Source organism: Aequorivita sublithincola DSM 14238 (assembly GCF_000265385.1).
Taxonomy (GTDB): Bacteria; Bacteroidota; Bacteroidia; order Flavobacteriales; family Flavobacteriaceae; genus Aequorivita; species Aequorivita sublithincola.
Window position 1 is genome coordinate 1,420,277 of the sequence record NC_018013.1, and the last position, 19,629, is coordinate 1,439,905.

A 19,629-nucleotide genomic window follows, 5' to 3' on the forward strand; every position below is an offset into this window, starting at 1 on the left:
ATTTGTTTACTGTTTGGTAGTTTCCTCAACGCTGAAACCAACATCTGTAATGCCTTCAAGTTTTGTAACGCCTTCCACATTGCCATTATTGCGCATTGCTTGTGCTATATCTATTGAGTAAATTCCTTCTTCTAAAAAGGATACACTCTGTTTATACAAAAGTTTATTTTCCTTTACATTACCAATTCCCTGCCCCATCCAAGAGCCATCTGGGTTAGCCATTCGGTATTCAATTGTATCGGTAATGGTTTTTCCGTGAGGAAAATTCATTGATAATATTAAAAATAGATTGTTGAACTTGTATTCGTTGTTGTTTCTAATATTTACAAATAAATCATAACTTTTAAGCGAATCAAGCTGCGGAAGTTTAAATTCTACCACTTCATCTGCGCCCCATTCTCCGTCCATTGCGCGTGTTTCGCTAAAAACAATATTAGACTCGCAAGAAACGAGGGAAATAGCAGCCAAAAAAAGTAATAAGAATCTATTCATTTTTTGGTGGCTTGGGATTTCTGTTTTTATTGCTGGGCTTATTCCTTGTATTTTTTGAGGGCTTTGTTTTTGAATTATTTTTTTGAGGATTTTCAGTGGCAGCTCCAACTTTTTCTTTATTTCGGCTTTTGTTTCTTCGTTTTTTCCCTTTTTGTTTCGGTTGGTCAAAGCGCGTTAAACTATCTTGACCCACTACATTGCTGTATGGTTCTTTTTCCACTTTTGGTACTTCAACAATAAATTCTTCCAACGCCAATGGCTTTTGGCCTTTTTTGTTTAGTGCTATAATTTCATTGGCTTTTTCAGCGGTAAGCTCGTGCCAATTCATAAAATCTTTATCGTAAGTGTACCAAAGCAATCCTTTAAAAATATCTATTTTTTGACAAGAGGCGTATCCTTTTTCAGTTTGAAGTTTAGTGTCTGTACTTGGGAAAGACTCCAACGCTTCCAAATAAGTATCCAATTCATAATTAAGACAACATTTCAGCTTTCCACATTGTCCTGCCAGTTTTTGCGGATTTAATGAAAGTTGCTGATAGCGCGCTGCGGAAGTGTTTACTGAACGAAAATCCGTTAACCAAGTAGAACAACAAAGCTCGCGACCACAACTACCAATTCCTCCCAAACGTGCCGCTTCTTGACGGAAACCAACTTGCTTCATTTCAATACGCGTGTTGAAAGTTCTTGCAAATTCCTTTATCAATTCACGGAAATCAACTCTTTCTTCAGCAGTGTAATAAAAAATAACTTTTGAAGCATCGCCCTGAAATTCCACATCACTAATTTTCATATGAAGTCCGTGACGAATGGCGATTTCGCGCGAACGCTTTTGAACATCGGCTTCTTTATCGCGAACACCTTGCCAAATATCAATATCTTTTTGAGATGCTTTTCGGTAGATTTTTGGGAGGACTTCAATGTTTAGTGGAACTTTTTTTTTCTTCATTTGCACGCGAACCAGTTCTCCGGTAAGCGTTACAATCCCAATGTCATGGCCTGGTGAAGCTTCTGTTGCTATCACGTCGCCAATGCTTAAAGTAAGATTTTCAGGGTTTTGAAAGAATTCTTTTCTTCCGTTTTTAAAGCGCACTTCCGCCACATTGAAGGGTTCCATATCGGCGGGAAGTTGCATATTTGAAAGCCAGTCAAACACCGTAAGTTTGTTGCAGCCATCGGTTCCGCAAGTACCATTGTTCTTGCATCCTTTTGGCTGTCCGTTGGCGCCTGTGGCACAGCTGGTACAGCTCATATTTTTATATATAAAGCCCTTTTCTAAGTGAAAAGGGACGAAAATTAAACAAATAATTAATCAGTAAAGATACCAATAAAAATTTCGATTTTAGATTGACGATTTTAGATTTTTGAAACGGGACAGTTTGAACAAGTGTTTGAACTTCCGTCTTCCGTCTTCCGTCATCCGTCATCAAGCCTATTTCTTAAACCTCAATTTCTCAGACCTTCCTTTCTTAAAAATTTTATTGCTATTCGGGATACCTTGGCGAAGTGTTTTCTGCTCGTCTTCTGGTAAATGAATTATTTCGACACATTCTTCAGAACAACAATTTTCCATTGCTATTGCACATGTTGAACATTGAATGAAAAGCAAATGGCAGGCTTCGTTGGCGCAATTTGTATGTGTATCGCAAGCTTCGCCACATTGATGGCAGTGCGCAATTACATCTTCCGTAATACGTTCGCCACGACGATGATCGAAGACGAAATTTTTCCCGATGAATTTATTTTCCAAACCTTGGTTTTCAACCTGACGAGCGTATTCAATAATACCTCCTTCCAGTTGAAAAACATTCTTAAAACCTTTGTGTTTGTAGTATGCGCTGGCTTTTTCGCAACGAATGCCTCCAGTGCAATACATAACCAATTTTTTATCTTCTTTGTGGTCTTTTAAATCTTCTTCAATAATATCTAAAGAATCACGAAACGTATCAACATCTGGTGTTAAAGCGTTTTTAAAATGACCAATCTCACTTTCGTAATGGTTTCGCATATCTACCAAAACCACATCAGGATCTTCAATAAGTTCGTTGAATTTTAGAGCATCAACGTGAATTCCTTTGTTGGTAACATCAAAAGTTTCATCATTTAAACCATCGGCAACAATCTTATCGCGAACTTTTACTTTTAGTTTTAAAAAGGATTTTAAATCTTGCTCAATGGCGATATTTAAACGAACGTCTTTCAGAAAATAAACTCCATCAAGAAATTCCTTAAATTCCTTAAATCGTTTTGCTGGAACGGAAAGTTGAGCGTTTATACCTTCATGAGCAACATATATTCGACCAAGAACGTCCTGCTCAAACCAAGTTACAAAAAGATGATTTCTGAAAAGATTTGGATTGTCAATTTTGGCATATTGATAAAAAGAAAGGGTAAGCCGTTCCTCGCCGGCCTGTTCCAAAAGTGTTTCCCTCTCTTTTGCACTTAATTTATTGTACAGTTGCATGCTATACTTTTTTTAGGTGAAAAGAATTGATTTTTCAATGGTGTAAAGGTAAAAGGTCTGGAGAAAATACAGTGGAGAATCCAAAGAAAAAGATAATATCATCTTGGTTCTTGTTCAATTTTGGCTTATATTTAAGAACTTAATTGACTTTAACTGATGAATTATGAAAAAATTACTGTACATTCTGTTATTCAACATCACTGCAATATCCTTTGCACAAAATCCACAGCTTTTTGATAATACTTGGTATCTTCAGAAATTAAACATTGATGGCATAGATTACTACACACCAAATAATAGTGAAATTGATTTTATTCCTTTAAATATTTATCAAGAATTTCTTGACACTAAGGTATGTTTAAGTCTATCTGGATATCAACTAACAATTACAAATACAGATATAAATATATTTGAATTTATAATATTACCTGATAATCCTTGTGTACTTTCTGAAAACAATGATTATGAGAATCTGTATTATAATGGTTTTCTAGAATGGCAATTTCTTGATAAAACCTTTTCTTATGTAATAGAAGAAGTAGGAGCTAATTTAGCTTTAACAATAAATAACGACAGTGGCGATAAAGCATATTACGGCAATACTCCTTTGACAGTTAATACTTTTAGCAACAATTTATTTTCCATCTTTCCCAATCCAGTAAAAAATGAATTAACCATAAATTCTAATCAAGTTACAGGAAAACTAAACATTAAAATCTTCAACATAGAAGGCAAGCTTTTAAGCACTCAAAGTTTAGATATTGAAAAGCAGACTTCCATAGCTATTTCAAGCCTTTCAAACGGTATTTACTTTTTAAATATTGAAGATGAAATGGGGAATACAACAGTTAAAAAATTTATTAAAGAATAAAACACCATCAAATAAAAACTACCAAACAGCCGCAAAACAAGCGGCTGTTTTTAATTTATGTAATTTTGATAAAAATTCAAAAGTTCCCGATAAACCATCGGGACAGGCAGTGGTTCAAAACGTCGTGGTTCTCTTCACTCTTGTTTCTTGAAAAAGTCTTTATTCTTTGTTCTTTCAGCGAAGCGGTCTATTTTCTTTTTTCGTTGTTAACAAAAATCCTTTCCCTTCACATTTTACTTTTGTCCTGCGCACAAAGAAATAGTATCTTAGCATCTTCATCTTCCAAAGCATTTTTCTTGCGAAGGAAGCATAAAATTCCATCATAAAAAAAACGAAAATGAGCACTGAAAAAGACGCAAAACTAAAAGCATTAAAGCTAACTTTAGATAAACTTGACAAAACGTACGGCAAAGGAACCGTAATGAAAATGGGCGATGCCGCCGTGGAAGATGTAGAAGTAATTCCAACTGGCTCCCTTGGTCTTGACGTTGCACTTGGCGTAGGCGGTTACCCTCGCGGAAGAGTAATTGAAATATATGGCCCAGAATCTTCAGGTAAAACAACATTAACGCTTCACGCAATGGCAGAAGCCCAGAAAAAAGGAGGCATCGCTGCATTTATTGATGCAGAACACGCTTTTGATAGAGGTTATGCCGAAAAACTTGGCGTAGATGTAGAAAACCTTATCATTTCGCAACCAGACAACGGCGAACAAGCTTTGGAAATCGCCGATAACTTAATTAGAAGTGGCGCCATAGACATTGTGGTTATTGACTCCGTTGCCGCATTGACTCCAAAAAGTGAAATAGAAGGCGAAATGGGCGATAGCAAAATGGGGCTTCACGCCCGTTTGATGAGTCAGGCACTTCGAAAACTTACAGGCTCAATTAGCAAAACAAAATGTACCGTAATATTCATTAACCAGTTACGTGAAAAGATTGGTGTAATGTTCGGAAACCCAGAAACTACAACTGGTGGAAACGCTTTGAAATTCTACGCTTCTGTGCGTTTAGACATTCGTCGTTCCACGCAAATAAAAGATAGCGACAGCAATGCAATGGGTAATAAAACTCGTGTAAAAGTGGTAAAAAACAAAGTTGCGCCACCCTTCAAACAAGTGGAGTTTGACATTATGTATGGCGAAGGAATCTCCAAAGTTGGTGAAATTATTGACCTTGGCGTTGACTTCGAAATCATAAAAAAAGCAGGCTCTTGGTTCAGCTATGATGAAACTAAACTTGGGCAAGGCCGCGATGCTGTTAAAAATCTTCTTTTAGACAATCCAGAACTAATGGACGAGCTAGAAAAGAAAATAAAAGACGCTATTGCAGCAATAAGCAAATAATTTTTCAACCAACCACGCAACCCTTTTGATACTGTGGTATCTACAAAGCGTAGGAACCTTGATTATTGCGGTTGCCCTCTAAAATGAGGTATTTACAACAGAACAATAATTCACGGCACCACGTTTGACGTTAGACGAGCTCATAATAAAATGTAAAAAGCACGATGCAACGGCGCAGGGCGAATTGTACAAGCAGTACAACAGAGTCCTTTTTGCCATCTGTCTTCGGTATTCTCCAAATTATACGGAGGCTGAGGATAATTTGCAGGATGCTTTTATAATCATTTTCAAAAAAATTGAGCAATATAACGGTAAAGGTTCTTTTGAAGGATGGATGAAACGGGTAACAGTAAATACCGTTCTTCAGAAATATAGAAAACAAAAAACCTATCAAATCGTTGATGAAGGTCAGATTGAAGATGAAGCGGAAGTTGAAATTGAAAGCGAAGAAATTCCATTGGATTTTCTGCTGAAAATTGTGCAAGAGCTTCCAGATAGGTACAGATTGGTTTTCAGTATGTACGTGATGGACGGCTATCAACATAAAGAGATAGCAGAAATGTTAGGAATCAGCGATGGTACGTCTAAATCAAACCTGGCACGCGCCAGAATGATTTTGAAAAATAAGATTGAAGACTATAATGCTAAAAATTATAACACTTAAGGCATTGTATGATTGTTTAGATTGATTACAAAACTCCTGCTTTAGGGTAGGGGTTTTTTAAAAAAGATTCCCGCCTTCGCGGGAACAGAGATGAAAGAAAAGAAAAACATAGACACCATTTTTAATGAAGGTTTCAAAAATCTTGAAGCCACTCCTTCGCCGCGCGTTTGGGAAAACATCCAAACCGAGCTTAACAAGGAGAAAAAAGAACGCAAAGTTATTCCGCTGTGGATAAAACTTGGCGGTGTTGCTGCGTTAATTGCTTTGATGTTGACGGTTGGTAACTCATTATATGATTCTTCGAATACTATTGCGCCTTCAATAACTAATGAAACTATAAATAATTCTGAAGAGCAACTTCACGAAAATAAAACTGAAGTTGAAAAACTGAATAATGATTCTCAAGTTGCTGCTGAAGAAAAAACCCTTCAAAGTGAGGATTCTCAAGATTTAAATACTTCAGAAGATAATACTTCAAATACTAATGGAGAGAACAAACCTTCAAATAATAAATTGATTAATTCTTCTGAAAAATCAAGTCGCAGTGTAGTTGCTTCCAATACTTCAGAATCAAATTCTTTAAATACTAAAGTGAATTCTCAAAAGAATTTAGATGAAAAGGATACTGTAAAAAATAAGTTGAATGAAGGAATTGCTTCTTCAAAAAATGCTTCGGAAAAAACGAATTCAGAGAATAAAGTAAAAGAAACAAAAGAAGTCTTTATAAATAAGGAGAACGATAACTTCAATAAAAATAAAGAGGGAATCGCTGCAAATAACAAAGTTGAAAAGGTTTCTGGAGAAAATCAGGGAAAAAATTCTGAAACGATCAATTCAGATAAAAAGGAAAATATAGCCCAAGCTGAAAAAACTTTAGAAAAAGATTACAAAAACAAAAAATCTATTTTCGATGAGATAGCTGAAAAAGATGAAGTTGCTGTTACTGAAAATAAAAAGAAACAAAAACCAGAACAACGTTGGAATGTTGCTCCGAATGTAGCACCAGTTTATTACAGTAATCTTGGTAATGGTTCATCCATAGACCCAAGTTTTGCGGACAATCCTCAAAAAGGAGATGTAAATATGAGTTATGGAGTGCAAGTGAGTTATGCTTTAAGCAATCGTTTAAGCGTTCGCACAGGAGTAAATAATGTAGATTTAAGTTACAGTACTTCGGGTATTGAAGTTGGTACTGGACCGGTGGCTGTCGCATTGAGTTCTGTTGATTATGGCAGTAGGAGTATTGTTATTACTGCAGTCGATGCCGGATCATTTGCAATGGCAAGTCCATCAAATGGTTTTGGTGATATTATGCCAAAATCTACTCAAGGTGATGCAAGACTTATTCAAAATTTGAATTATTACGAAGTGCCACTAGAGCTAAAATATGCTGTTATTGACAGTAAAATTGGTGTAAACTTAATTGGTGGTTTAAGTACTTTATTTTTAGGCAACAACGAAATTTCAGTAAAAGCAGACAATTTTACTGATGTGCTGGGAGAAGCCAATAATCTCTCCACTGTAAGTTTTTCAACTAACGTCGGGCTGGGATTGGACTACAAACTGTCCAAAAAATTTACGTTTAATATTGAGCCAATGTTTAAATACCAGCTCAACCCTTATACCGATTCCTCTGTAAACTTTAAGCCTTATTATTTGGGCGTTTACAGCGGATTGAGTTTCAAGTTTTAGGTTAGTTTTTAGTTGAATGTGTTTGATTATACTTCAAACAAAATGATTGAGAAACCGTTCTTCGCCATAGGACGGTTTTTTTATTCCTGCAAAGGCAGGAATCTCAAAAGTCTGCTTCAGAACTAATGGCTGGGAATTTTAATTCAAAAAATAGCGTAGTATTTCGCAGCCCATTGGATTATGCAAAGAACTACCTCAAACCGTAGGCTCCAACAATTCATTCAAAATAACTTCTCGCGTTTCTTTTTTCAATTCTTTTCTGCTTTCCAATGTCAAATTTGCTGTTGGGATGAGTTTATGGATTTTTACGCGCATTTTTCCAGGCCCACCAATAAAAAACGAATACGGAAACCGTTTTTTGTTATCGTGAAAAGTCATTGGAGCAATAGGAATTTGATGTTCTATAGAAAGTCGAAACGCTCCATCTTTAAATTCATCCAATAAAACTGAAAGATCGTCTGGCACTCCACCTTCAGGGAAAATGCAGACGCTTAAACCTTCATTCAAACGTATATCGGCTCTTCTAAAAGCTTCAACGCGACTTTTCGTATTGCCGCGGTCTACTAAAATACAGGTTCGTTTATAGATATATCCGAATAACGGAATCTTCGCCAATTCTTTTTTCCCAACAAATACGAAGGGATTTTTAGTTGCATAAAACATCAACATAATATCCGTCATGGAAGTATGATTGGCAACAAACATATAGCTTTTGCCTTTTTCATAATGGATTTCACGTTTTATGATAGGGTAACAACCAATCCCATAAATAATTAATGCAGACCAAGTTCGTGCAACCTTAAAGAAAAACGGGTACCAAGAATGTTTTAGAATGCTGATTAGAAGAAACGGAAATAGTAAAATTGTAGCCAGCGCTATTATTATATAGAACCAAATTCGGTAAAATGTCGCAAATATTTGCTTTAGTAATTTCATTAGCCTTCAAAAGTACTAATTTGAATGACGCAAATAAATCTAAAAAAGTACCTTTGCTGAAATTTCTCAGAACAATGTCCAGAATACTTACAGGAATACAAAGCACCGGCACACCACATTTAGGAAATCTTTTAGGAGCCCTCATTCCCGCTATTGAAATGGCGAACGATCCCAAAAACGATTCCTTTCTTTTTATTGCAGATATGCACTCATTAACGCAAATAAAAAATGCGGAAACCCTTCGCGCAAACACATATAGTACAGCTGCAACTTGGTTGGCATTAGGTTTAGATACGAAACGTGTTATTTTTTATCGTCAAAGCGATGTGCCACAAACCACGGAGCTTTCTTGGTATTTAAGCTGCTTTTTTCCTTTCCAAAGATTAACCCTTGCACATTCTTTTAAAGATAAGGCAGACCGTTTGGAAGACGTAAACGCTGGACTCTTTACCTATCCAATGCTTATGGCTGCGGATATTTTATTGTATGATGCCGAAATTGTTCCGGTTGGTAAAGACCAAATGCAACATATTGAGATTACGCGCGATGTAGCTTCTCGTTTTCACACGCAAATGGGTGAAACTTTTGTTATGCCTGTAGGAAAAGTTCAAGAAGAAACGATGTATGTTCCAGGAACTGATGGCTCTAAAATGAGCAAATCTAAAGGAAACATCATCAATATATTTTTGGATGATAAAAAACTTCGCAAGCAAGTAATGACTATTGAAACTGATAGCACACCAATGGAAGAACCGAAAAATCCAGACACTTGCAACGTATTTGCAATTTATAAATTATTGGGTTCCAAAGATGAAGTTGCACAAATGCGAAAAAACTACGAAGCAGGAAATTACGGCTACGGTCACTCCAAGCAAGCTTTGTTTGAATTGATAGTTGAAAAATTTTCTGAAGAACGTACGCGTTACAATTATTTTATTTCAAACCTAAATGAAGTTGATGCAGCCTTGGCTTCGGGTGCTGAAAAGGCTCGAAAAGTTGCTGATGGGGTTTTGAAAAGAGTTCGGGAGAAGGTTGGGTATTAATTAGATAAGTATGAATAATTCATTTATATTTTTTTATTAAGTATTCTGAATATTCACTTTTGGGTCTTATATCTTCGGAAATGCTACTTCCAGTTGACATACTTTTTACAAAGGGAGAAATTTCGAAATTATCATATTTTCTTTCCATAGTCAATGATTGAAGATAAGATTCCACTAAACTAGATATACTTAGATTTTTATCTAATGCATATTCTTTTGCTCTTTCGACGATTTCATCATTTAGTATTAATGTCAACTTTTTATTCATCTTCTCCTTGATTTGTAAATATAAATTTAATGAGATAATCTAAGCAGTACTCGTGTTTAGTAATCTTTGCAGTATGATTAAACCAACTGAAACAACTTCCCTGGCAATGGTCGCACAACACCTTTCAATTCCATATTCATTAAAATACTGGCGGCTTTATAGGCTGGAATGCTGCATTCTAAAGCGATAGTATCTAAAAGTTCTTTTTCCTTTTCTTTTAAAAAACGGAAAACTACTTTTTCTTCTTCGTCCAGTTCAACAAATAGCTGGATTTGTTTGGGCTTTTTGTTTTCTTCTAGTTCCCAATCTAGCAAGTAAATAATATCTGCGGCGCTTGTTATTAAATGTGCTTTTTGTTGTTTTATTAAATTGTTGCAGCCGCGACTTTGACTGTCCGTTGCTCTTCCTGGAACTGCAAAAACTTCACGGTCGTAGGAATTCGCAATATCTGCAGTTACCAAACTTCCACCTTTTTCTGCAGATTCTATAACGATTGTAGCTTCGGAAAGTCCTGCTATGATTCGGTTTCGTTTTAAAAAATTGTTTCTGTCAAACGCATCGCTACTCCAAAATTCGCTAATAAATCCCCCGTTTTCTTCAATTTTTTGGGCGTATCTTTTATGGTCTTTTGGATACATTTGGTTTAGTCCATGCGCCAAACAGGCTATGTTTTGTAAATTGTTTTCAATAGCAGCTTTGTGTGCACAAATATCAACTCCATAAGCTAAACCCGAGACAATTACTGGGTTTAACGGCGCTAGTTTTTCAATTAAATCTTGACAAAAAGCATTGCCATAGCTTGTGATTTTCCGTGTGCCTACGATGCTGATTATTTTCTTACCTACTAAATCTATATTTCCACGATGGAAGAAAAGTATGGGACCATCCAAACAATGTTTGAGTTTTTCGGGATAATTTTTGTCTTTGAAATAGCTGTATTCAATATTGTTTTGCTCAATGAATTCCATTTCGGCATCTGCTTCTTCCAATTGTTGTTTTAGGTTTATATCCTTCAAACGTAAAAGTCCGATGCCATCAATTTTAGCGAGGTTGCTTTTTTTCTCTTTGAAGATTTCTTCCGCAGTGCCCATTTTCCGCAATAACTTTTTTGCTGAAATATCTCCCAGATTCGGAATTCGTTGCAAAGCAAGCGTATAGCGCAGTTCGTTTTTTGAAAGCATAGTGTTGTAAATTAGAATCGGGGGAGATTTTAAAAATACAACATTTTAAGTTGTTAATAAGTTCCAAAAACAAAAATTGGATTGCTTTCAAAAAAGGGTATTTTTGTTTCTATGGAGCTTACAACTTACATTTCAGACCTACTTTACCGATACGAATGTGTTATTATTCCTGGTTTTGGCGCTTTCTTAACGCGTTATAAATCTGCGCATATTGACGATTCCACAAGCACTTTCAATCCACCTTCCAAAATTGTTTCGTTCAACAAACAATTGCAGGCAAATGATGGTTTGTTTGCGAATTACGTGGCCTCGGTTGAAAAATGTAGCTATGAAACTGCGTTGCAAAAAATTAGAAATTTTACTTCTGAGATTTCAAAAGACCTTTCAGCAGGACAAACTATTTCATTTAAAAACATTGGAGAATTTTCTTTAAACGAAGAAAAATCGCTTCAGTTTGAACCACTTCACCAACAAAATTATAGTACTTCAGCATTTGGACTTTCATCATTTGTTTCACCGAAAATAAGCCGTGAGGTTTACAAAGAAACTGCGAAAGCTCTGGAAGAAAAGGTTCCAATAATTTTCACGCCGGAAGGAAGAGAAGCAAAACCATATCTTAAATATGCCGCAATTGCTGTTATTGCTATTGCTGCACTTGGTTTTGGAAGTTTGAAATTTTACGAAAATCAAGTTCATAGTTTCAATATAGCTGAAAGACAAAAAGCCAATTCATTGGTAGAAACCCAAATTCAGGAAGCTACTTTTGTAATTGAAAACCCATTACCAGTGCTTAGTTTGCAACTTCCGAAGCACTCCGGAATGTACCATATTGTTGCAGGTGCTTACCGCGAGGAAGAAAATGCTACCAAAAAAGTGGAACAGTTACGCGAAAAAGGTTTTTCACCTTTAAAAATGCAACCTACGCGTTATGGTCTTTACCAAGTTTTATACGCCAGTTTTGAAGAGCGCGTTGAGGCTTTGAATAAACTACGCGAAATCCAAAGAACTGAAAATGCAGATGCTTGGATGCTTGTGCAGAAAATTCAGTAATATTAGTCGTAGTCATGGTATTCATTAGGCTCGCGATTTATCGCGTGCATATCATTAGAATTTTTAAGATTTAACGCTTGCACACTACAGGAATGTTCGTGATTTACTAAAACTTTAAATAGACTTTTTCATCATTCTCACTTACGATGAATTAGCCCTTATTCTTTCCTCTTTTTTCTATCCTCTTTCTTCGCACTTGGGTATCTTTGCAAAAATTTTTATGATGCAATCAAAAACCCCGAAAGACTCCCACACTATCTACACAGATATGGTGCTTCCCAGCGATACGAACCCAATTGGTAATATGTTTGGAGGCGAATTACTGGCGCGAATGGATCGTACCGCGAGTATTGCTGCACGCCGTCATAGCCGAAGAATTGTTGTTACGGCTTCGGTAAACCACGTTGCTTTTAACAAAATGATTCCACTCGGAAGCGTTGTAACGGTTGACGCCAAAGTTTCAAGAGCTTTCAGCAGTTCTATGGAAGTTTATATGGACGTTTTTATTGAAAACCGTGAAAGTGGTGAAAAATATCTTTCTAATGAAGCCATCTATACTTTTGTAGCGGTTGATGAAACGGGCCGTCCGGTGCGTGTTCCAGAAATAATTCCCGAAACCGAAATCGAAAAGGAACGGTTTAATGCTGCCCTAAGACGAAAACAGTTGAGTCTTGTACTTGCTGGAAAAATGAAGCCTCAAGACGCTACGGAATTGAAGGCGTTGTTTCAATAATTCATTTCTTTACTTCTAAATTACTGATTTTCTGTTTCTAACGTATAATAGAAATTTGTTAAACTTCTAAATTTTTAATTCGGAAAGCTTTGTTTATGGATTCAAATAAATATATTTGAAATGAATAGGCGGTTTTTTTTAACCGTCTTTTTTAATTCTAAACCAAATAAACAAAGTTGATTATGCGAAAAACTACTTTCCCCAAAATTAAGAATATTACACTTCTGGCCTTGATGCTAGTCTTTTCAATTGCATTTTCCCAGAATTCCAATGACATTAAATTCCAAGGTGAAACCTATGAAATGCCTGAAAACATTGCGACGTTTCAATGGAACCAAATGCCTGAATCTGCTAAATTGAATAATGGTTATGTTGGCTGGATTCAGTTTTATGAAACTCCTTCACAACAAGTTCAAGATTTGTTTAAGCGGAACAATTTGCAACTGTTAGAGTATATTCCAAACAAAACATATCTTTTTAATTTTCCTACAACTACTTCAATTTCTCTATTGAAAAGCAACGGTGTGCGCACTATTGTTCCAGTTGATGGAAACGCAAAACTTTCAGCAGACTTGAAACGCGGTAATTATGATTATTGGGCAAAAGATGGCGATAATATATTGGTAACGCTTCAGTACTATAAAAATGTTTCAAACAACTATGCTGTAAACCAGTTGGCTCAACATCAAATTAGTGTAAAACAAAATTATAGTGAGCAAAATACAATAGATCTTTCAATACCAAATAACTGCTTGGAAACGCTTTCAAACCTTTCTTTTGTAAAATGGGTAGATCTTGTGGTCGCACCTTCCATAAAGGATGACACGAGAGGCAGGAGCCTTCACAGAGCCAACTCATTGGACACTCAAACTGGCGCTGGCAGAAATTATACAGGAGCAGGTATTGGCGTTATGGTTCGTGATGACGGTCGCGTTGGTCCACACATAGATTTTCAGGGAAGATTGACAAATTTGACCAACATTTCCAATCAGTCTCATGGTGATGGAGTAGCGGGAATAATGGCGGGTGCTGGCAATTTAATTCCTTCAAACCGGGGAATGGCAGCAGGATCCGATGTGTATGTTGTAAATTATGCATCTACTTTTTTGGATCCCCAAACGGTAAATTTAATAAATGATGGATCGGTTCAAATAACTAATTCTTCATATAGTAATGGTTGTAACGGCGGCTATACTAGCATTACTCAAACTGTAGATCAGCAAACTTTGGACACGCCTTCTTTGCTTCATGTTTTTTCAGCAGGAAACTCAAACAATCAAGATTGTGGTTATGGCGCTGGAAACCAATGGGGTAATATTACGGGAGGTCACAAACAGGGTAAAAATGTAATAGCTACTGCCAATGTAGATTACAGAGGTGAATTAAGAAACTCTAGTAGCCGTGGTCCTGCACACGACGGAAGGATAAAGCCAGACATCACTGCAAACGGGCACAATCAAATTTCTACAAATGAAAATAATACCTATCAAACTTTCAGCGGAACTTCTGGTGCTGCTCCAGGTATTGCGGGAATTTCAGCACAACTTTATCAAGCCTATGGAAATTTGAACGGAGGTGATTTTCCACCTTCAGCATTAATAAAAGCTACCTTATTAAATACTGCCAATGAAGCAGGAAACATTGGTCCCGACTATAAATTTGGTTGGGGAATAGTTAATGCACTTCAAGCTGTGAAACTTATTGAAGAAAATCATTATCTGTCTGATGAGGTTTCACAAGGAACTACAAAAAATCACACAATAAATGTTCCTGCTGGAACTACTCAAGTACGTTTTATGGTTTATTGGAGCGATGCTGCAGCGACTCCTGGTGCAAGTCCAGCTTTGGTAAACGATTTAGATATGGTTGTAACCGACCCTTCCAGTAATGTTTTGGAACCGTGGATTCTTGATCCAACGCCAAATCCAATCACGCTTGACAATCCTGCAACAAACGGCCCAGACCATTTGAATAATGTGGAACAAGTATTAATTAACGATCCTGCAGCGGGTAATTATGTAATTGATATTTCAGGATTCAATGTGCCAATGGGACCGCAAGAATACTATGTTGTTTATGAATTAATTTCAGATCACGTTACAATGACTTTTCCAAATGGAGGCGAGCATTTTGCGCCAAATTATGTTGAAGCGCTTCATTGGGACGAAACGAATACAACAGAAGATTTTGTGCTGGAATATTCCACAGATAACGGAAGCACTTGGAACAATATAGCCACCGTAGCAAACGATACTCAATATTATAATTGGAACGTTCCAAATGAAGTGGGCGCCAATACGCTTGTTAGAGTTACAAGTGGCACCTTTCAAGATGTGAGCGATGCGGTTTTCAATATTGCGAAAACTGTGGCTAACGTCAATGTAATAAAAGTATGTCCAGACACAGCTTCTTTTGAATGGAATGTGGTTGATGATGCCGAATCGTACGATTTTTATCTTTTAGGCGAAAAATTTATGGAAGTAGTTGGAACTTCAAATACCAATTCCATAACGATTCCTATTACCGATCCAGCTGATGAAATGTGGTTTGCCGTTCGTGCCAAAAATGCTACTGAAGGTTGGGAAAGCGAAAGAACCAACGCTAAACGTTATGGTGGGGGCATCTTAGATTGTACCGTTGGAATTTCAGAAAATACGTTTGACAATTCGCTGTTATTATTTCCAAACCCAGCGAAAAACGAAGTTAATATTAGTCTTTTAGATAAAACTTATGGCAGTTTTAATATTACAGTTGCTAACAGTTTAGGTCAAATTTTGGATAGGAAGATGAATATAAACAATACTTCAAAAGGCACAATTAATGTTTCAAATTATTCCTCTGGAATCTATTTTGTAACCATAAAGGCTGGAGAAAACGTTTCAACCAAAAAATTAGTCGTTCAATAGTTATATTTTCAATGATATTTAAAGGAAGCTGTTTTGGCTTCCTTTTTTTATGTCTGAAGAAACCTTAAACACGATTTTCTACTTATTTCGGTTTGTTTTATGTCTCTAAAATGCTGATTTATTGATGTAAATAGATATATTTGAAATCCTTCTGAAAAAATATGTTGAATTTTTCTCTGAAGAATTTTTCTCAACCTTTTCTAAACTTTAAAATAATGATACAAAAAACTACTTCCCCCACATTCCGAAGCCTTGTTTTTATGATGATGATTCTTATGATTTCATTTTCATTTGGACAAAATACTTCCAACATCCAGTTTCAAGATGAAACAATTGTAATGCCTGAAAATATTGCAACCTTTCAATGGAACCAAATGTCTGAATCGGCAAAATTAGCTAATGGATACGTTGCTTGGGTTCAATTTTATGAAACTCCAACCCAGAACGTTCAAGATCTTTTTAAGCAGAACAATGTAGAATTGTTGGAATATATTCCTCATAAAACCTACTTGGCTTACTTCCCAAAAAATACTTCAACTAGTTTGTTGCGAAACAATGGTGTTCGAAGTATAGTAGCCGTTCCAGGAAGTACAAAGATTTCAAATACCTTGAAAAACCCACCTTACGATAATTACGCAATGGATGGTAACAACATTTTGGTAACACTTCAATTTCATAAAAATGTTTCTTCAGATTACGTAATTCAGCAATTGGCCGAGCGCCAAATAGCGGTGAAACAGCAATACAAAGGAGCTAACAACATAGATCTTTCCATTCCAGACAATTGTTTGGAAGACTTAGCTAACCTACCTTTTGTGAAGTGGGTGGAACTTATTGTAGCACCTTCAACTCCAGACGATACTCGCGGCCGTAGTTTACACCGTTCAAGTAATTTGGACACGCAAACTTCCGCAGGAAGAAATTATACTGGTTTAAATATCGGCGTTGTATGTCGTGATGATGGTATCGTTGGGCCACATATAGATTTTCAAGGAAGAATAGACAATTCTCTTGCTAGCGGAACTGGTCAAACCCACGGCGATGGTGTTTCCGGAATTATGTCTGGAGCAGGAAACCTAAACCCTTCCAACAGAGGGATGGCTGCGGGATCCTTATTATATGTAGTGAATTACGGTTCAAACTTTTTAGATTCTCAAACTCTTTCACTTATTAATAGTGGAACGGCGGTTATTACAAATTCCTCTTACAGCAACGGTTGCAATGATGGTTATACTACAATTACACAAACTGTAGATACGCAGGCACATGACATTCCGAATTTGCAGCATACTTTTTCCGCTGGAAATTCTAACAATCAAGATTGTGGTTATGGAGCAGGAAATCAATGGGGAAATATTACAGGTGGTCATAAACAAGGAAAGAACGTGATTGCAACAGCAAATGTGTTTTTTGATGGTTCGTTAGTAAATTCTAGCAGTCGCGGTCCAGCCCATGATGGAAGAATAAAACCAGATATTGCTGCAAATGGTCAAAACCAAATTTCGACTGCTGAAAACAATACCTATCAAAGTTTTGGTGGAACATCGGGTGCTTCGCCAGGAATTGCTGGAATTTCTGCACAACTTTATCAAGCCTATTCTGAAGCTAACGGAAATGTTTTACCCAAAGCGGCACTCATAAAGGCAACATTGATGAATACTGCAAATGATGCTGGCAATGTAGGTCCAGATTATAAATTTGGTTGGGGAATTGTAAACGGTTTGCGCGCCGCCAAACTTATTGAAGATAATCGTTTTCTGTCTAGTTCTATTTCGCAAGGCGGTTCTAACGACCATTCAATAAATGTTCCTGCAGGAACTAAACAAGTTCGGTTTATGGTTTATTGGAGCGATAGTCCTGCTTCTCCAGGAGCTAATCCAGCTTTGGTAAACGATTTGGATTTATTAGTTACAGATCCATCAAGTACTGTTTTGGAGCCTTACATATTAGATCCAACTCCAAATCCGGTTACATTAAACCTTCCTGCTACCAATGGCCCAGACCATTTGAACAATGTGGAACAGGTTCTAGTTAACAACCCAGCGTCGGGGAATTATAATATTAATATTAAAGGTTTTAACGTGCCAATGGGGCCTCAGGAATATTTTGTGGTTTATGAAATCATTTCTGATAATGTAGTGGTTACTTATCCAAATGCAGGTGAAAGCTTCGTTTCAAGCGAAACGGAATCTATACACTGGGATGCAGTTCCTGTGAATACTACGTCTAGTTTCGTGCTAGAGTATTCAATTAACGACGGAAGTACTTGGAATGCTATTACAACTGTTCCAAACACCACTACCAATTATGGTTGGTTGGTTCCAAACTCGGTAACTGGCAAGGCTAAAATAAGAGTGAGTAATGGTTCTTCGCAGGATGTTAGTGATGAAACTTTTTCAATCGCGCCACTTGTTACCAATGTACAGGTAACTCAAGTGTGCCCAACAGAGGCAAGTTTTTCTTGGACGGCAGTGAGCGGTGCAGAATCTTATGACTTATATATTTTAGGAGATAAGTATATGGAAGTGGCCGGCACTTCAACTACCAATAGTATAACGGTTCCTATTGCTAATCCTTCAAACGCTATGTGGTTTGCAGCGGTTGCAAAAAATGCTACAGATGGTTGGCAAGGAAGAAGAAGCATTGCCGTGCGTTACGCTGGAGGATTGTTAAATTGTTCTCTTGCAAATGATTTGTCTATTGAAACAAACAACCAGCCAAGTGATTTTAACTTGGTTTGTAATCCAGGTCCCGCAATCGTCTCTGCGACGATTAGGAATTTTGGAAGTTCTTCGGAAAGCAATTTTGCAGTGAGCTATCAATTAGACAGTGATCCGATAGTTACCGAAAACTTTACTGGGACCATTACTCCAGGCGGACAAGCAGTGTTGGATTTTGCTATTCCATTAAATATTACAGCTTCAGGAAGTTATACCCTTACTGTTTCAGTAGATTTAAGCGGCGATGAAAATCCAAGTAATGATGACGATGTGCTAAGCTTTTATGCCGCAACAGATGCTGAACCACTTGATTACACTGAACCATTTGATGTTAACGGAATGCCGCCTCCAGGATGGACTGTTTTAAATCCTGACAATAGTGATACTTGGCAAGAGAAAACAGGTGTTACAGGAAGTGCTGGCTCACCAACGGTAACCGCTTATTTTGATAACTTTTCCTACAATGCTTCTGGCGAAGAAGATATGTTGCAAACGCTATATGTAGATTTAACTTTAGCTTCTTCAGCCGCTTTGGATTTTGATTTGGCAAAAGCTCAATACTCCAATAGTTTGTCTGATGGGTTGCGAGTGGATATTTCTACAGATTGTGGCGCTACTTTTACACAAATCTATTTCAAGGATGGATCAGACCTGTCCACTGTTTCTGGAAACGTTTCTTCTAAATGGGAACCTGCTTCAGCTAATGACTGGCGTAAAGAAACGGTAGATTTATCTGCCTATTTAGGCGAAAACGTACAGTTCCGGTTTGTGAATATTAATGGTTATGGAAACAGTACGTTTATAGACAACATTAATGTTAGGGGTTCTCTAGGAATTTCTAAAGAAGACTTGTCCAATATAACAATGTATCCAAACCCAGCTTCAGATGAAGTATTTATTAATTTGAAAAATTTGAATGCTGGCAATGTTTCCATCACACTTTTCAATAGTTTAGGGCAGCGATTACAGTTTATTTCAGAAGCCGAAATGGCTGGAAAAACTCGAGGAACACTTAATGTGTCAAATTATGCTACCGGAATTTACTTTGTAAAAATAATGTCTGGGAATAATACTGCTACCAAGAAGTTGATAGTTCAGTAAAATATAATAAACCTTTATAGCATCAGGGTTTCTTGAATTGTTTTTCAACAAATTCGAGAGACCCTGGTTCTTTTTAATACTTGATGTGAAGTATGATGCGTTAACAATCCTACTTCGTATTTAAGTTATTCAAAGTATCTAAAACAAAAAAGAGGCTGTCTTTTCA

At 36.8% G+C, this 19,629-nt stretch carries 15 protein-coding genes; 9 read left to right on the forward strand and 6 right to left on the reverse strand.

The genetic code is table 11. The annotated features are described in order from the left end of the window. Positions 1–6: 6 nt before the first annotated feature. The 3 genes from AEQSU_RS06580 to trhO form a co-directional block, all read right to left on the reverse strand. Positions 7–492 (reverse strand): gliding motility lipoprotein GldH, encoded by a 486-nt coding sequence (locus tag AEQSU_RS06580; protein WP_014782080.1) that lies wholly within the window; start codon positions 490–492, stop codon positions 7–9. After that, positions 485–1,741, reverse strand: a complete 1,257-nt coding sequence (locus AEQSU_RS06585) for a PSP1 domain-containing protein (RefSeq protein WP_014782081.1) — start codon at positions 1,739–1,741, stop codon at positions 485–487. The genes AEQSU_RS06580 and AEQSU_RS06585 overlap by 8 nt, the downstream gene beginning before the upstream one ends. Positions 1,742–1,921: 180 nt before the next feature. Beyond that, entirely contained in the window at positions 1,922–2,953 is a 1,032-nt protein-coding gene (gene trhO, locus AEQSU_RS06590) for an oxygen-dependent tRNA uridine(34) hydroxylase TrhO (protein ID WP_014782082.1), read from the reverse strand. 163 nt (positions 2,954–3,116) lie between these two features. On the opposite strand from trhO, the gene AEQSU_RS06595 reads away from it, so the two are divergent. From AEQSU_RS06595 to AEQSU_RS06615, 4 genes are all read left to right on the forward strand, one after another. Next, the gene (locus AEQSU_RS06595) at positions 3,117–3,824 is read left to right on the forward strand and encodes a T9SS type A sorting domain-containing protein (RefSeq protein ID WP_014782083.1); all 708 of its coding nucleotides are present in this window, start codon (positions 3,117–3,119) and stop codon (positions 3,822–3,824) included. 337 nt (positions 3,825–4,161) lie between these two features. Further along, positions 4,162–5,169, forward strand: coding sequence for a recombinase RecA (gene recA / locus AEQSU_RS06605; RefSeq protein WP_014782085.1), 1,008 nt, complete (start codon positions 4,162–4,164; stop codon positions 5,167–5,169). 124 nt (positions 5,170–5,293) lie between these two features. Then, positions 5,294–5,833 carry an RNA polymerase sigma factor gene (locus tag AEQSU_RS06610; RefSeq protein ID WP_014782086.1) on the forward strand — a complete coding sequence of 180 codons (540 nt, stop codon included), beginning with the start codon at positions 5,294–5,296 and terminating at the stop codon, positions 5,831–5,833. Positions 5,834–5,923: 90 nt separating this feature from the next. Then, on the forward strand, positions 5,924–7,525 hold the full coding sequence (locus tag AEQSU_RS06615) for an outer membrane beta-barrel protein (RefSeq protein WP_014782087.1): 1,602 nt from the start codon (positions 5,924–5,926) through the stop codon (positions 7,523–7,525). Between the two features lie 195 nt (positions 7,526–7,720). Here AEQSU_RS06615 and AEQSU_RS06620 read toward each other — a convergent pair whose 3' ends face one another. Continuing rightward, complete coding sequence (locus AEQSU_RS06620; RefSeq protein ID WP_014782088.1) at positions 7,721–8,461, reverse strand: lysophospholipid acyltransferase family protein; 741 nt, start codon at positions 8,459–8,461, stop codon at positions 7,721–7,723. A gap of 74 nt (positions 8,462–8,535) precedes the next feature. Here AEQSU_RS06620 and trpS point away from each other — a divergent pair, with 74 nt between their 5' ends. Continuing rightward, a complete protein-coding gene (trpS, locus tag AEQSU_RS06625) occupies positions 8,536–9,504 on the forward strand; it encodes a tryptophan--tRNA ligase (RefSeq protein WP_042492354.1) in 969 nt (322 codons plus the stop codon). Between the two features lie 19 nt (positions 9,505–9,523). On the opposite strand, the gene AEQSU_RS06630 is transcribed toward trpS, so the two are convergent. Further along, entirely contained in the window at positions 9,524–9,760 is a 237-nt protein-coding gene (locus AEQSU_RS06630; protein WP_342626278.1) for a DUF6364 family protein, read from the reverse strand. A gap of 89 nt (positions 9,761–9,849) precedes the next feature. Then, complete coding sequence (gene dprA / locus AEQSU_RS06635; RefSeq protein WP_014782091.1) at positions 9,850–10,953, reverse strand: DNA-processing protein DprA; 1,104 nt, start codon at positions 10,951–10,953, stop codon at positions 9,850–9,852. Between the two features lie 81 nt (positions 10,954–11,034). On the opposite strand from dprA, the gene AEQSU_RS06640 reads away from it, so the two are divergent. The 4 genes from AEQSU_RS06640 (at position 11,035) to AEQSU_RS06655 (ending at position 19,463) form a co-directional block, all read left to right on the forward strand. Then, entirely contained in the window at positions 11,035–12,003 is a 969-nt protein-coding gene (locus tag AEQSU_RS06640) for an HU domain-containing protein (protein WP_014782092.1), read from the forward strand. Between the two features lie 223 nt (positions 12,004–12,226). Then, entirely contained in the window at positions 12,227–12,736 is a 510-nt protein-coding gene (locus AEQSU_RS06645) for an acyl-CoA thioesterase (RefSeq protein WP_042492357.1), read from the forward strand. A 182-nt stretch (positions 12,737–12,918) separates the two neighbouring features. Further along, entirely contained in the window at positions 12,919–15,642 is a 2,724-nt protein-coding gene (locus AEQSU_RS06650; protein ID WP_014782094.1) for a S8 family serine peptidase, read from the forward strand. Positions 15,643–15,857: 215 nt separating this feature from the next. After that, the gene (locus AEQSU_RS06655; RefSeq protein ID WP_014782095.1) at positions 15,858–19,463 is read left to right on the forward strand and encodes a S8 family serine peptidase; all 3,606 of its coding nucleotides are present in this window, start codon (positions 15,858–15,860) and stop codon (positions 19,461–19,463) included. The last annotated feature ends 166 nt before the right edge of the window (positions 19,464–19,629 follow it).

Coding starts and splice junctions, on each gene's coding strand:
- trpS (WP_042492354.1), top strand. CDS start 8,536: ATGTCCAGAATACTTACAGGAATACAAAGCACCGGCACACCACATTTA.
- AEQSU_RS06595 (WP_014782083.1), top strand. CDS start 3,117: ATGAAAAAATTACTGTACATTCTGTTATTCAACATCACTGCAATATCC.
- AEQSU_RS06645 (WP_042492357.1), top strand. CDS start 12,227: ATGCAATCAAAAACCCCGAAAGACTCCCACACTATCTACACAGATATG.
- dprA (WP_014782091.1), bottom strand. CDS start 10,953: ATGCTTTCAAAAAACGAACTGCGCTATACGCTTGCTTTGCAACGAATT.
- AEQSU_RS06655 (WP_014782095.1), top strand. CDS start 15,858: ATGATACAAAAAACTACTTCCCCCACATTCCGAAGCCTTGTTTTTATG.
- AEQSU_RS06580 (WP_014782080.1), bottom strand. CDS start 492: ATGAATAGATTCTTATTACTTTTTTTGGCTGCTATTTCCCTCGTTTCT.
- AEQSU_RS06620 (WP_014782088.1), bottom strand. CDS start 8,461: ATGAAATTACTAAAGCAAATATTTGCGACATTTTACCGAATTTGGTTC.
- recA (WP_014782085.1), top strand. CDS start 4,162: ATGAGCACTGAAAAAGACGCAAAACTAAAAGCATTAAAGCTAACTTTA.
- AEQSU_RS06615 (WP_014782087.1), top strand. CDS start 5,924: ATGAAAGAAAAGAAAAACATAGACACCATTTTTAATGAAGGTTTCAAA.
- AEQSU_RS06585 (WP_014782081.1), bottom strand. CDS start 1,741: ATGAGCTGTACCAGCTGTGCCACAGGCGCCAACGGACAGCCAAAAGGA.
- AEQSU_RS06650 (WP_014782094.1), top strand. CDS start 12,919: ATGCGAAAAACTACTTTCCCCAAAATTAAGAATATTACACTTCTGGCC.
- trhO (WP_014782082.1), bottom strand. CDS start 2,953: ATGCAACTGTACAATAAATTAAGTGCAAAAGAGAGGGAAACACTTTTG.